12 protein-coding genes are annotated in these 13871 nt (G+C 38.3%); 9 read left to right on the top strand and 3 right to left on the bottom strand.

What is annotated here, in order from left to right; translation table 11 throughout:
* Window positions 1–451: 451 nt before the first annotated feature.
* Window positions 452–1003 carry a hypothetical protein gene (locus tag V3595_RS09110; RefSeq protein WP_485906712.1) on the bottom strand — a complete coding sequence of 184 codons (552 nt, stop codon included), beginning with the start codon at window positions 1001–1003 and terminating at the stop codon, window positions 452–454.
* Between the two features lie 243 nt (window positions 1004–1246).
* Here V3595_RS09110 and V3595_RS09105 point away from each other — a divergent pair, with 243 nt between their 5' ends.
* From V3595_RS09105 to nhaC, 3 genes are all read left to right on the top strand, one after another.
* Window positions 1247–2311 (top strand): sulfite oxidase, encoded by a 1065-nt coding sequence (locus V3595_RS09105; RefSeq protein WP_485906711.1) that lies wholly within the window; start codon window positions 1247–1249, stop codon window positions 2309–2311.
* Between the two features lie 544 nt (window positions 2312–2855).
* Window positions 2856–3260 (top strand): hypothetical protein, encoded by a 405-nt coding sequence (locus tag V3595_RS09100; RefSeq protein WP_485906709.1) that lies wholly within the window; start codon window positions 2856–2858, stop codon window positions 3258–3260.
* A gap of 457 nt (window positions 3261–3717) precedes the next feature.
* A complete protein-coding gene (gene nhaC, locus V3595_RS09095; RefSeq protein WP_485906707.1) occupies window positions 3718–5139 on the top strand; it encodes a Na+/H+ antiporter NhaC in 1422 nt (473 codons plus the stop codon).
* 94 nt (window positions 5140–5233) lie between these two features.
* On the opposite strand, the gene V3595_RS09090 is transcribed toward nhaC, so the two are convergent.
* Complete coding sequence (locus V3595_RS09090) at window positions 5234–6493, bottom strand: transcriptional regulator (RefSeq protein ID WP_485906706.1); 1260 nt, start codon at window positions 6491–6493, stop codon at window positions 5234–5236.
* Window positions 6494–6597: 104 nt separating this feature from the next.
* On the opposite strand from V3595_RS09090, the gene V3595_RS09085 reads away from it, so the two are divergent.
* Together V3595_RS09085 and V3595_RS09080 are read left to right on the top strand one after the other, a co-directional pair.
* Entirely contained in the window at window positions 6598–7707 is a 1110-nt protein-coding gene (locus tag V3595_RS09085) for a mandelate racemase/muconate lactonizing enzyme family protein (RefSeq protein ID WP_485906704.1), read from the top strand.
* Between the two features lie 14 nt (window positions 7708–7721).
* Window positions 7722–8435, top strand: a complete 714-nt coding sequence (locus tag V3595_RS09080; protein WP_485906703.1) for a GNAT family N-acetyltransferase — start codon at window positions 7722–7724, stop codon at window positions 8433–8435.
* 564 nt (window positions 8436–8999) lie between these two features.
* Here V3595_RS09080 and V3595_RS09075 read toward each other — a convergent pair.
* On the bottom strand, window positions 9000–10361 hold the full coding sequence (locus V3595_RS09075) for a helix-turn-helix domain-containing protein (protein WP_485906702.1): 1362 nt from the start codon (window positions 10359–10361) through the stop codon (window positions 9000–9002).
* Window positions 10362–10672: 311 nt separating this feature from the next.
* Between V3595_RS09075 and V3595_RS09070 the strand changes: the two genes are divergently transcribed.
* The 4 genes from V3595_RS09070 (at window position 10673) to V3595_RS09055 (ending at window position 13804) form a co-directional block, all read left to right on the top strand.
* Window positions 10673–11185 carry a flavin reductase family protein gene (locus tag V3595_RS09070; protein WP_485906700.1) on the top strand — a complete coding sequence of 171 codons (513 nt, stop codon included), beginning with the start codon at window positions 10673–10675 and terminating at the stop codon, window positions 11183–11185.
* 77 nt (window positions 11186–11262) lie between these two features.
* Window positions 11263–12726 (top strand): 4-hydroxyphenylacetate 3-hydroxylase family protein, encoded by a 1464-nt coding sequence (locus V3595_RS09065; protein ID WP_485906698.1) that lies wholly within the window; start codon window positions 11263–11265, stop codon window positions 12724–12726.
* A gap of 28 nt (window positions 12727–12754) precedes the next feature.
* On the top strand, window positions 12755–13345 hold the full coding sequence (locus V3595_RS09060) for an FAD synthetase (protein ID WP_485906696.1): 591 nt from the start codon (window positions 12755–12757) through the stop codon (window positions 13343–13345).
* A gap of 27 nt (window positions 13346–13372) precedes the next feature.
* A complete protein-coding gene (locus V3595_RS09055) occupies window positions 13373–13804 on the top strand; it encodes a RidA family protein (RefSeq protein ID WP_230178290.1) in 432 nt (143 codons plus the stop codon).
* Window positions 13805–13871: the final 67 nt, after the last annotated feature.

The raw sequence follows: 13871 nt of genomic DNA, 5'->3' as shown, positions 1-13871 counted from the left end.
TTGAAACTCATTCAGTTCCAGTTGACGGAAAGCAGTTTTATTAAATAGGAAAGACATGATAACGAAGAATATGACAACCCCTCTTTGTCATACCCTTTATAAAAAGATAAGGGTGTGACAATGCTGATTAGGAAGAAAAACAACCAAATCGTTTTTTATATAATAAAAGGCTCAACAATTAAAAGGTTTTTAATCCTAGATCTAATTATTGGATCTGGAATTTTTTATGTAGTCAAATTCATTTCTTCAAGCATATTAATAGCGAGTGCAAGCAGTTTTGTAGGAACGGAAGGAATTAAAAAGGCTCCGAAAGTTCTAAAAAATGCAATTGGATTAATATCCTAAAGGATTATGCATTCCACGGAATGGAGCTTTGTTAACAAGAAGAGAATACATATTATAAAAGTCTGATATGTATTCTCCTTTTATAATGACACAACGTTGGCGTTCTCTACGTATTTTTCCATACAGTTGCATACTTCTTTTGATATTTTGCATCCTCTTCTTTTTCAACTAAATTCAGTGCGATTTGCTTTATTTCTTCATCTTTTATTTCATTAAACAAGTTCCTAAGTCCTTGAATAATATCAAAACGAATTAACGTGTAGTTTTTTTCATGAACGCAATTTAAATACCGATCAACAAGACTTCTTATTACCATTTCTTTTTGCTCAGTGCCAGCTAGACCTATTTTCCATATAGATTGTAGGCTATGTCTTGCGGTGACGAATTTTTTATCTTTTGTCACTTCCCAAACCAATGGGAAATCCTTTAGCATTCTTTTCTCAGGATCACTTTTCGCCAAACTGCTAAGAAATTGTGCCGCCCTTGATCTTCGGTGGTTATCAGAATGAGTCAAATCCTCCTTCAATTGGTCCCATACATCATAAGCCCAGTCCACCTCTTCTTTGGTAGAAGCAAGGATATGATTGTAGGCTTCGTATTGTAAGTCCTTATCTTGAGAAAGTAAATTTTCAAAAGAAGTTTGTATAGTACTATCCATTAGAAACACTCCTTCTTAAAATATGATAGGCAGCCTCTCATCACTGTTGTTCTGTCCCGAATAGCCAGTTAGTCCAATTTTAATTATTTCAAATAAAAAATATAGTTACAATAACTTTCTCGAGAAGCGGCTATTTTTAGCCGGCATAAAGCTCGCCTGTATTTGAAGTTAAAATTCAATAACCTAATTAGGCTGTACCGAACGTATACATCTATAATGATTCATTTTAATTAGGGGGGAATTATGACAAATCCACATAAAGTGAAACCCTATTTATTGACACGTAGTTTGCAGCCGGAAAATCAGGAGACACCGATTCATTTCATCAATAATGATAGCATGGAAAATCAATTATTTTATAGAAGGAACCACTTTTCTTATCCGACTCTTTCCTATTCAAACTATTGGCTCCCTATAAATGGGTTAGTATCCGCTCCTTTACTACTGTCCATGCAAGACATTCTTCAATACCCATCAAAAACAGTGGAAGTTGTCCTTGAATGCTCGGGTGACAAGCGTAATCTCTTCGAACCTAAAATATTTGGAGAACAATGGGGAAAGGGAGCTATTAGCCAAGGTAGGTGGAAAGGTGTACCATTACGGAGATTACTTGAATTATCTGGAATAGGGGAAGGGGCAAAAGAAGTTGTCGTGGAGGGTTATGATTATGGAAATAGGAAAGATCTAGATGAGATTTATACCTATACCAGGAGTTTGCCTATCGAGAAAGCACTGCATCCAGATACCATTATTGCATATGAATATAATAACCAGCCAATTCCTTTTAAACATGGTTATCCACTGAGGTTAATAGTTCCGCAGTGGTATGCAATGGCATCAGTTAAGTGGATAAAGCAGATAAGTGTTATTGATTCTACATTCAATGGGCCGTTTCAAACAATTGATTATGTGTATTATCCAAATCAAGACAATGATAAAGGTGCATTTCCAGTTACTACAATAAATATTAATTCGACTATCCAAAAACCGCTGGATATGGAAATTATAAATACTGGTAATCATTTAATAAAAGGAATTGCATGGACAGGAAAAGGAGTAATTACAAAGATGGAAATTAGTCTTGATGGTGGCTATACATGGAGAAACGCCGATATATTACCTCGTCAGAATATTGATTATGGATGGGTTAGTTGGTCATTTGAATGGACTATACTTGAAAAAGGTGAGTATACGATTAAATCCAGAGCAACAGATTCATTTGGTCAAATTCAACCGAATTTTCCTTTTTGGAATAAAAAAGGTTATGGGTATAATGCCATTGATCAAATTAAAGTTAAGGTAGAATGACTATTAATTAATTTTTAGGGAAAGAAACGGGAGAATAAATTATTGAAGAAGAATATAAGTGATCCAATCGATTATTGGAAAAAAATCAGCCGTGATTATCTTTGAAATTGGTTAAATCAATTTAGTTAATCGTTGAAAATTACCAGTAACGTATGAAAAAGAGTCGCTCGCTTCCGTAACAAGAAACTCCTCATATAGTGTTAAGAAAATGAGAAAAATCGTTCATGGATTTGGCCAAATAGCGGTTTTGTGTTACAGAGAAACACCCTTCCAAAAGAGTTTTGGAGGGTTATTTGCCATGGCCAATTAAGTACTGAATAAGAGAATTGTCAGCCTATTTAGCTGGTTAGTTGAGAGGTGTGGTTCCATTTGGAGATTATTCCTGACTAACGGCAGGGTAGGTTCAAGAAGTGTAGTAGTGCAACGGACTGAGGCTAAAAGCAGTATAGAATTCTCTTGTCTCCAAATAGTAAAGTAATGGATTTTAAATGTGAAATTACTTTGGGACTAAAATGCATAGAAAATTTTAATAGGAGTGACCCCGATGAGGTTAACAAGAATATTTTTTATAGCAGTATTTCTTTTTACTTATTTACACCTTCAAACTTACTCTTATGCAACAGAAATTAATATTTCTGAAAAAAGCAGAGTTTTGTTAAAAGTTAAAGATACTAAAGGGATTGGTTATAATGTTTATTTTTTTGCTCCTAAAGAAACTAAAACAGACTATTACCTTTGCAGCACAGGCGACGAAGTATTTATAGGTAATTATAGTTTTCTAATTCGAAAACAAGGTGAAAAAGAAATAAAAACGACATCCATCATATTAAAGGATTATCCTTATAACCAAACCCAAAGAACCGTGTTTCCGATAATATCTAAATCTTATCCTGATATCGTGGTGGTTTCAAATCAATTAGACTGTAACACAAAGGCAGGCTATCTGTAATATGTTGATAATGAAAAAATAGTATCAGTAAAGAGTGCTTTGTTCTATACTTTACCACCAAGGTTCAATGAGAAAAATAGGTTAGAAACAATGGGTTATTACAATCTGGAAGATTTACCTTGGGTATTAAATACTTATGAATTGGATTTAAAGAGTAATTCATTGAAAATGATAGATAAAAAATCTTTGTCTTTTGAGGAAGGTCAGAAGATGAAAAATAAATGGAAATGAATTAATTCATTGATGAACTACAGTTGTTACTGTAGTTTTTTTTAGTGACTGTAAGGGATTTCCAATGGTTTGTTAAGGAGAGTTAACTTTCAAAATATTAATTGACGGTTATTCGTAGAAATATTATGATAATTCTATTAACGACTATTTAACGACATATATTTTTGTTTTTAAATAGTCATCAAAATAATAGATTCATGAAAATTAATAACAAAGGGGATGCTTTATGAAAAAAGAAATGTCATTCGGAGTTGCAATAATACCGCTCGTCGTCATGATTGTAATGATGGCAATTACGGTGGTTTGGCTGGAACAGGGTCCGCATATTCCGCTTATTGTCGGAACATCAGCTGCTGCTATTGTTGCTTGGTATTCTGGATATAAGTGGAATGAAATTGAAGAGTCCATGTACAAGGGAATACGTCTCGCTCTGCCAGCAGTCGTCATCATTATTCTGGTAGGGATGACAATCGGGGCTTGGATGGGCGGAGGAATTGTTGCCACCATGATATATTATGGTCTTAAAATCCTCACTCCTTCATTTTTTCTTGTTAGCATCTCCGTTATTTGTGCAGTGGTATCATTGGCAATCGGCAGTTCTTGGTCAACGATGGGGACAATCGGTGTTGCTGGGATGGGGATTGGTCTTAGTATGGGAATACCAGCGCCAATGATTGCGGGGGCTATTATTTCAGGCTCATATTTTGGTGACAAAATGTCACCGCTTTCAGACACGACCAACCTTGCATCCGGACTGACAGGAACAGATTTATTCGTGCATATTCGCCATATGCTTTACACGACAATTCCAGGATTTATCATTGCCTTGGTCGTATACGCCATTCTTGGGAAGGATTTTGGTAAAGGAGATATGAACGCTGAGAATATTGAACAAACGATGCGTATTTTGCAGGATAGCTTTTTCATTTCTCCATTCTTATTGATCATTCCGTTAATCGTCATTATCCTTGTTGCTAAAAAGGTTCCAGCCATTCCAGCGTTGATTATAGGGGTGTTGCTCGGCTTTTTATCACAAATATTCATTCAAGGTGGCAGCATGGCTGATGCAATAGCAGCGTTGCAAAGCGGCTTCGTGATTGATACGGGCGATAAAATGGTCGACAAGCTGTTTAACGGCGGCGGGTTGGATTCAATGATGTACACCGTGTCCATGACGATTGTTGCGATGACATTTGGTGGAATCCTTGAAAACACAGGCATGCTTCAAGCGATTGTAAAGCAAATATTAAAATTTGCAAAAACATCAAGAAGCGTCGTTGCGTCAACTGTTTTATCATGCTTTGCGACGAATGTAACATGCTCAGAACAATATATTTCCATCGTTATTCCTTCACGTATGTATGTAAAAGCTTATCGTGATAAAGGACTTCACTCGAAAAATCTATCCCGTGCGCTTGAGGATGGCGGAACACTGACTTCAGTATTTGTTCCTTGGAATACTTGCGGAGTATTCATTCTGGCAACACTTGGAGTGCATGCATTCGATTATGCACCATATGCAATTCTGAATTTTATCATCCCGGTTATTTCTATTATTTACGCGATGACTGGCTTTACCATTACGAAATTGACAGAAGCCGAAATTCAGAATATCAAGAAAGAAGAGGAAGCAACCTTACCTATTTGAAATACTTGCCAAATTTTAAATATGACCTGCAATAAAGCAAGAGAACTCTAGCGAAGAAAGGTTCCATTTGAGAGAACCTTTCTTTACTTTAAATCTAGTATACTGGCAAATTAAGTTGATAAACAGCTCTAGGGCGTCCCTTCGAATAGGTCATTTCTTCGCCGACGATGGTAACATGACCATGATCGGATAGCTTTTTTATAATTCTTTCTGTGGTACGACGGGTCACCTGTAAATAATCCTCTAGTTCTGCAGCTGTGAATTGGACGGATTGGCGGGAATGACTGAACTGGATGATTTTAGATATGTTTGCAGGGCTCAATTTTGTCTGTTTGGCAACCTGAAGAAGTTCGGGATGATCGTTTTTCAAGCGTTGCTGTTTGGTGTGCTGTGGAAACGGTCCAAGCAAATCCTTGTCTTCCGTGAGAATGTATCCGCATTTGTACTCACCATGTTTTTCAGCAAAACCGAGGGCAATCTTTGCATGGCGATCTGCATCCAAAATGGTTGAACCATATCCGAAACCAATCTTACTCTTCTTCTTGAATTTGGCAAAAATATGATTCATGCCGTTTTTCTTTATCAACGATTCGATATCACCACGAGTGCTATACAGGATGAAATGGCAGTCTTCCAGCAGCTGGACGGAGGCTTGTATTTCATGTGCCAAACCATCTATCAGTTCATGAGCGTTCGCATCTTCAGATATGACATAGCAAACGGCAATCTGTGAAGATCTGCTTTTAATTAGTTCGGTATAGGCTTTAATATCATGCAGCGCTTTAAAGATGGAGCTTCGGGGATCAACCATGCGCATGGCAGGTACCCCAATAAGCTGCAGTTGATCAAATACAGAATGTATGCTTGTTAGTGCAAGATCAATGAAACCATCCTTCCAAAGTTTATGATGATAAGAAGTGATCATTGAAATATCAAATGAGTCATCAAGCATCTCCTGGTAATCAATGATATAGCTTGGCTCCATCTCGATTTCAAGGTCAGTTAATACGTTCGTTACGATCGAGGCGTTGCTAACATCGATGGAAATTCGATGAGGAGACATTTTTTTTTGATAAAGCACGGATAGTAAGGAAGAAGCGACCGACATTTCATCTTGTGCTAAATAAAAAGAAGGAATCGGAAGGTGCTCATGATATTTTTTTGAAAAGTAGTACGGCAACGCCCCTGAGAACAACACAGCATCACACGGCTTGAGTGTCTTTACAAGCATACCTGCCTCTGTAGGTTTCTGATATACATAGGCGTCGAAATCAATATCGGCAATCTCGGATGTGATGGATTCAATTCTTTCGATAAATTCAGTGGAACCAATGACAGCAATTCTTGTATTCATTGTTAACCTCCAAGTGAAAGAGCTAATGTATTCTAAATAACGGTTTATTAACGACAACTATATCAAACTCGTACAATCTTGTGAATCGAAAGGGAGTTTTGGAAATGAAAATTACAGCGATCCACCTTTATGCAATCCATCTGCCTCTTAAAGAGCCATTTGTGGTCAGTTACCATACCTACGAATTTATGCCATCGATCCTTGTCAAAATGGAGACGGATGATGGGTTTGTGGGGTACGGGGAAGGTGTGGCAGACGAGCATGTGACAGGTGAAACCTTGGAAGGGACCTACCAGGTGTTGAAAAATACGTTGGGACCCATACTGTTGGGCAGGAATCCATTTGATATCGAAAGTCTTCATGACTTGATGGACAAAGCGATTTATGGTGCCCCTACAGCTAAGGCGGCCATTGACATTGCTTGCTTTGATATCATGGGTAAGAAACTGGGGCAGCCTGTCTACCAGTTAATCGGGGGACGTTATCATGATGAGTTCCCCATTACCCATGTCTTAAGTATAGCTCCTCCTGAAAAAATGGCGGAAGAAGCGGCAGCTATGGTAGAGCAGGGCTATCGGTCATTTAAAATGAAGGTTGGCACCAATGTCAGTGAGGATGTGGCACGCATTCAAGCTGTCCGCTCCATTGTAGGTGATAAAATCGCTATACGTGCAGATGTTAATCAAGGATGGCGGAATAGTGCGGTAACTCTTGTGGCGATTGATCAATTGCGTGATTGCCAGCTTGATTGGCTTGAACAACCGGTAGCTGCTGATGACATCGATGGGATGGTTGAAATAAAATCAAAGTCTACGATTCCGCTGATGATTGATGAGGGATTAAAGGGCACACGGGAAATGCGTGAAATTATCCAGAAACGAGCAGCCGATAAAGTGAATATTAAACTGATGAAATGCGGTGGTATATATCCGGCAATAAAGCTAGCCCACCAAGCAGAGCTTGCTGGGTTAGAATGTCAGATTGGTTCAATGGTAGAATCATCTATTGGTTCTGCAGCAGGCTTCCATGTCGCATTTTCCAAAAAAGTGATCACAAGCGTAGAACTCACTGGTCCATTGAAATTCTCTAGGGATGTAGGGGATCTTTCTTATGATGTACCATATATCAGATTGACCGAAAAACCAGGTTTAGGTGTAGCGATAAATGAAGAAACGCTAGTTGATTTAACAGTTTTTCATGATGTCATCCAATAATAGGGGGAGTAACTTTGGAATTGATTTATGAGGGTACCATCAAAAAGGATAATAAGTATAAACGCTATGAGGTCAGAAAATTAGTGTTGGAGGATTTAACCGGTATTTTGCAAGTTCAAGAACAGGTCGTTCACCATTTGACGGATAAAGGTGTGCTTCAACCGCTTACTAAGGAAGAGTTTCAATATATTCTAGAAGGAAATGGGATCATGATTGGAGCATTCGTTTCTGAGGAACTCATTGCATTCCGGGCGTTGCTGGCTCCTCCTATTGATGGGGAACATCTAGGGAGAGATTTCGGATTGATGGAAAACGAGCTGTCGGAAGTTATTTATCAGGAAATTTCAAACGTACTGCCTGCATACAGGGGAAACAAACTGCAACAGACACTTGCAATGTTGATCATGAAGGAGTTGAACAAGCAGGAGTCGCCTTATCGATATGTATGCTGTACAGTTGCGCCTTTTAACATCCCAAGCTTAAAAGATAAATTTGCCCAGGGAATGGAAATTGTAGCATTAAAGGAGAAATATGGTGGGCAATTGCGTTATATATTTGTCAAGGAATTGGCTGTAGTGGATGCATCTCCTTGGCAGGAAATCCAGATCATTGAGATGAACGAGATAGCATCACAGCAAGGAATTATCGCAAAAGGTTGGCGTGGATTCAAAATGGAAGAACAGGAAGGAAAACAGTTAGTCTATTATGGTAGTAAGCATACGAGTTAATAAGAAAACTGCCAATAGGTCTAGCGATTATCTATGAGTCTGTAAAGAAACAACATTGCTCTTTTTCTTGTTTTGGACAAATGTTGCGAACATGACTTTATTTTAAATATCCTAAACAAAGGACAGTAATGCAATTCCAATTAACAATGGATAATAAAATCAACTTAAAAAGATAATCGAATTTAGATTAAGTGTTGCAACTAAGTTGTTTTTACATACCAAACCCAGTAGGGCACCATAGATGTTGCTGAAGGGATTTACTTCCAAAAGAAATTACATAGAAGTGAAGGACACCATCTGACGCTTGGAGGGGCTACGTTCAAATTGTTCAAACCGATAAAAAACTGTAGACAAACTCGATTTTCATCGAGTTTGTCTACAGTCTGAAACGCCTTAAATGGTGTTTTGTTAATGTTTGGGTTTATCCCCAAGATTTCTTAAAAAAAGCTGTAAACATACAACACATAAAACTTCGATTACCATTTGAATAAAAAAAGGAGTATTCTGCTCCTAATCTAATTTAAAAGGTGAGATGGAAATTGAGTGCCTGGGTTTTTAATCGGTCTATTCCGTTTTAGTCTCCAATTCACCATTAACTCGATATATCTTTCTAGGTCTTCCTTTAGCTGTCGGTGCTTCTTCACCAATTATTTCGGCAATCTCTTGCTCGACTAAACCATTAAGTATTCGCCGTGCGTTCCGGGGTGTCATTTTTAACCATTCTGCAAGAATTGATGCTGTTATAGAGTGGTTCCCCGTTCTTTTTTGTACAGACAAAATCTTGTTAAGTGTTGTAATCGTGACGCCACACTGTTTAAGTTTTTCACTGATTTCCTTATTCTCCGTTCGATAGCCAAAAGAAATGCTTTCTTGTTCTTTAAGAGGACCTTCAATAATCCCTCTATCATCAACAAGGAATGCACAAAAAGAATCGTAATTTTGTGCATGATTCAAAGCAAGTCGTGCATTTTCCTCTGCAGCCAATGCAGTTTCTCCATAGCCGATTCCAACGTTCGATGGTAATTCTGAAATTAGAGCTAATTTTTCCAAAAGATCTCCAATTTGTTGCCCGGTTTCTTTGATGGAACCTCTCGTGGAGAAAACTACAAATGTTCCAACGCCAAGAGGTACAAAAGTGCCGAAAATAGATTCGGAAAAGTTTAATACAGCATCTTGTACTTTTAAGTTCAAGCGATGTAAATCGTAGGATATGGTGTGGTGATTCATGTTTGTATCCATGTTTTCCACTTTGATAAAAATAGCAGCAATTTGTGATTGTTTAAAATGAAGGGTTTCCCATTTTTGGATCGCTGTTTTTAGCGTTTCACGTATGTTGCTGCGTGTAGGGGTAACTCGATACACAGGAATCCCTTGTAACTTCAATTGTTCGTATACAAAGTATAGACAGGTAATGCAAATATCAACTTTTCCCTCTTTAAATAGTTTTTGATGAAATTTAAGAAGATCCTGGAGAGAAGTATCTTGAAGATATTCATGTACATGAATATCTTCATATGAAATGCCGAGATCATGATAAGTCTCATATACATCACGTTCTTTAAGCAAATCAATACTCATCCGATTGAGGCTTTTAGAATCTTTATAAAACACTTCCACTAAAGTTTTTGTTAAGCTTGCCCCATCTAAGTTAAGATAAAAAAATGGTTGTTTGGAACCGCTTTTTTCAACAAAAGGATAGAGAGCTGGACCTGCAAAAATCCAAAGGTCGACCAACTGTTGATTTTGTTTCACGATATTTGTCGCCTCTTCGGCATTTTGATATCCAAATGGAATCGGGTACAGTCTGTCTGAGTATTCATTTGCAATATCGCATATAATCTGTACATAGTCACTTGGACCAACAATCCCGGCTTTTATTTTCATAGTTGAAACACCACCTAATAGAATAACTTGCAAATTTTCCAAAAACGTTATGTATTATTTCAGGCAATAACTTAATTAATCGAATAATTCCTGCTTTTTTATGCTTACAGTTTCTTTTGGATCTTCTTTAATCGATTATAACAATTATAGTAAACATTAGTATATATGTTGAATAAGTTGCTCTATTGCAGCAAGCAGTATCCTTACCTTTAATTAATGGATGATCAAGAAAAATAAAACTATAAGAATTGTTAGAAAATTCAGTTGACAATCCGCTGGTTTTTTTTTATGATTTATTTAAGGAACACATTGAGAATAATTCCTTAAATATAAAAAAGGGGGATGCATTTTATATGAGTAATATCTCTTCTGATGATAATCAATCGTTACAATTAGTGAGTCCTGAATCATTTAGAAATGTAATCAGTCATTTCACCAGTGGAGTATCGATAATTACCGTAAGGGAAAGTGAAATAGATTATGGGATTACTGCCAGCGCAGTTAGTTCCGTGTCTCTTGAACCTCCAATGCTACTTGTATGTGCCAATAAAAATACAGGAACATGTCATGCAATTTCGAAAGCAGGTTCATTTACTGTAAACATTCTTGCTGAAAACCAGGGCGCGCTTGCGATGCAGTTTGCCAGGTCAAACACTGAGAAGTTCAAAGGTGTGGAAATGTCCTATGGCGAACTGGGTAACCCTGTTTTAAACAACACGCTTGCCCAGATTGAATGCAGGGTGGTCGAAGAAGTAACGGGAGGTACTCATTCCGTCTTTCTGGCGGAGGTTCAAAAAGCCGATGCACTCTTAGGGGATCCACTCGTGTATTTCAAAGGAGAATTTGGTTCGTTCAAGAAAGCTTAAAACTGAAGTTAAAACTAGCTGTGTGTCTAAGTCATTATGATAATTAATCAACAAATCATCTAAAAGGAGGAAATTTTATGGCTTTAATGACTGGTAAGCAATATCGTGAATCTTTGAATGACGGCAGGGAAGTATTCATCGATGGGGAAAGGGTCACAAATGTAGCTGAACACCCATCGTTTAAACCGATAGTTGATGTGAAAGCAAGAATGTATGACATGGCCTTTGACCCTGAAAATAAGGATAAGTTAACAACTCGATTGGAAGATGGCGAAGTCGTTTCACGAGCGTATAAAGCGCCAAAGACTAAAGAAGATTTGACAGGAATCCGCAATCACGTGGAAACTGTGCTTGATGATCTTGGCGGAGTTGTATACCGTGTTGGTGATGAAACGATTGGTGAAATGTGGTCCTTATATGACGCGCAGGATAAATTAAATGAAATTAACCCTACTTACGCGAAAAATATTGCCAATCATATCGATCGCGTGGCAAGGGAAGACTTGTTCCACGTTTCCGCTAATACGGATCCAAAAGGGGACCGGAGCAAACTTTTTAGCGGAAAAGATGGCGGAACCCTGCTTCATGTTGTTGAAGAAAACGATAAAGGAATTGTCGTAAAGGGTGCGAAGTTTGAAACGGCTGCCGCCTATGCTCACCAGGCGTTTGTTAAACCGACCATCTTGAACTGGGAAGCCGGAGAAGAAACGATGGCCCCATTTGCTTGTGGGTTCATCGCTGATATGGGAGCTCCTGGATTAAAGCACATTTGCCGTACGTCCCTCGGTACAGGGAAAAATGATACAGATTATCCAATCTCCACAAAATTTGAAGAAATTGATACATTGCTAATATTCGATAACGTCCTTATTCCATGGGAAAACGTCTTGTTCCATCGTTCATTAGCCTCTGCTGCGTACATTCGTTCCACTTTGCATCGGTATTCTGCCTTTAACTACGTCCTTAGAGTATTGCGCAGAGCAGATTATTTGCTAGGAACGGCTTTATTGAACGTTGAACAAACAGGTCTGACAAAGCTGCAGGCAGTAAGGGAAAAAATATCTCAGCTTATTAATTACCGGGAAGGAATTAATGCTCATTTAACAGCTGCTGTTGCAAATGCGGAAGTCAGCCCCGGCGGTTTAATGATGCCAAATCAATCTCTTCTTTACACTGGCCGTGTATTTGCACTATCCAATTTCCCGGCGATGGCACATTTAACGAGGGAACTCGTAGGAGGGCAACTTGCCGTTACACCAGATTCCGAAACGTTTGCAGATCCAGCGATTCAAGAATATGTTGATAAGTACTATTCCGTTGGGGAGTGGAGCGCAAAAGAACGAGGGAAATTACTATACTTTGCGAGAGACCTATTGAATTCTTCTTATGCAGGGCATAGAACTACCTTTGAATTGTTTGCTCAAAGTCCTCCATTTGCTCAACAGATGTCAGTTTTCAATAGCTTTGATATGAAAGCACAGCGCGAAATGGTTCGTAAAGCAGCAGATTTAAACTCAGCTATTACTGTTACTAATCAGTAATCTTATATATAGAAAGGGGAAGATTTCATTGGAAATACATACACAAGGAACCTTACAGCTTTCTGCATCGGTTCTGTCGATTGGTGCACTTGACGGCATCCACATGGGGCATCAAGCATTGCTATTAAAGGCAAAAGAACGGGCCATGAAGCTTGGAGTTCCTTTTGTTGTATATACTTTTGATCCTCCTCCAAAAGTCTTTTTTAAAGGCTGCCAACTGTTAATGACAGTGGAAGAGAAGCTCCATCGCCTCGAAATGCTAGGAGTTGACCATGTTATAGTCGGTCCATTTGATGAAGCGTTTACTCAAAAGGAAGTTTCGGTATTCATTAAAGAATTAAAAGAGATAAGTCCCATTGAAATCTGGGAAGGCCCTAACTTCCTATTCGGAAAAAATAGAAAGGGCACCATCGAAGTATTACGCCGCTATTTTAGAGTGGAAGTGTTACAGCCCCTGACATGTGAACGAGGTGAAATGATCTCTTCTTCACGCATTCGCAAGCTTTTGCAACAAGGAAACTATCCTCAGGCAAAAAAGCTGCTAGGGGTCGATTGTTTTACTTTGATTTCAATGTGTGAGAACCAAAATGCCAGAAAAAATAGTTTGGAAATTCATTAATAATAAGAAGCAAGGGAGAATTCGAAAATGGAAATTAAAAGATATCGTAAATTTGAAACGAATAAATTTTATCCAGCTGATATGGGGGAGAAATCTCATCACGTGGCAAATGAATTTTCTATGGTCGTTCGTGCGGGAAACCGTATTTTTATGAGAGGGCAAACTGCATTTGATCTGGAAGGTAATTTTCACGGAGAGAATGATGTGACTGAACAGACAGAGAATGCTTGTCGCTGCATCAAGCAGTTGCTTGAAGAAGCAGGGGGGAAAATGGAAGACGTTTGCAAACTCACAACTTATGTCACTGATCGTTCTTTTCGAAAAGAAGCCTACGCTGTTATTGCTAAGCATTTTAAAGGCGTATACCCAGTTAGTACAGGACTTGTCGTCAATGGGCTGGCACTTCCTGAAATGCTCGTGGAAATAGACGTCGAAGCAATAATTAGCGGTAAGGAATAAAGGGATTCAATAAATATCATTTAAATGTATGGAGCAGCAACGATTGGAAAAATCATGTTGGTTGCTC

The sequence above is a fragment of the Bacillus sp. CFBP9009 genome, from assembly GCF_036541465.1.
In the GTDB taxonomy this organism is placed as follows: domain Bacteria; phylum Bacillota; class Bacilli; order Bacillales; family DSM-1321; genus Peribacillus.
Note: the sequence above shows the minus strand (reverse complement) of the source record. Positions and strands in the feature narration are given on the sequence as shown.

What these genes read in the sequence shown, in the direction of transcription:
- V3595_RS09110 (WP_485906712.1), bottom strand. Translation starts at nt 1,003, where the DNA reads ATGGATAGTACTATACAAACTTCTTTTGAAAATTTACTTTCTCAAGAT.
- V3595_RS09105 (WP_485906711.1), top strand. Translation starts at nt 1,247, where the DNA reads ATGACAAATCCACATAAAGTGAAACCCTATTTATTGACACGTAGTTTG.
- V3595_RS09100 (WP_485906709.1), top strand. Translation starts at nt 2,856, where the DNA reads ATGAGGTTAACAAGAATATTTTTTATAGCAGTATTTCTTTTTACTTAT.
- nhaC (WP_485906707.1), top strand. Translation starts at nt 3,718, where the DNA reads ATGAAAAAAGAAATGTCATTCGGAGTTGCAATAATACCGCTCGTCGTC.
- V3595_RS09090 (WP_485906706.1), bottom strand. Translation starts at nt 6,493, where the DNA reads ATGAATACAAGAATTGCTGTCATTGGTTCCACTGAATTTATCGAAAGA.
- V3595_RS09085 (WP_485906704.1), top strand. Translation starts at nt 6,598, where the DNA reads ATGAAAATTACAGCGATCCACCTTTATGCAATCCATCTGCCTCTTAAA.
- V3595_RS09070 (WP_485906700.1), top strand. Translation starts at nt 10,673, where the DNA reads ATGAGTAATATCTCTTCTGATGATAATCAATCGTTACAATTAGTGAGT.
- V3595_RS09065 (WP_485906698.1), top strand. Translation starts at nt 11,263, where the DNA reads ATGGCTTTAATGACTGGTAAGCAATATCGTGAATCTTTGAATGACGGC.
- V3595_RS09055 (WP_230178290.1), top strand. Translation starts at nt 13,373, where the DNA reads ATGGAAATTAAAAGATATCGTAAATTTGAAACGAATAAATTTTATCCA.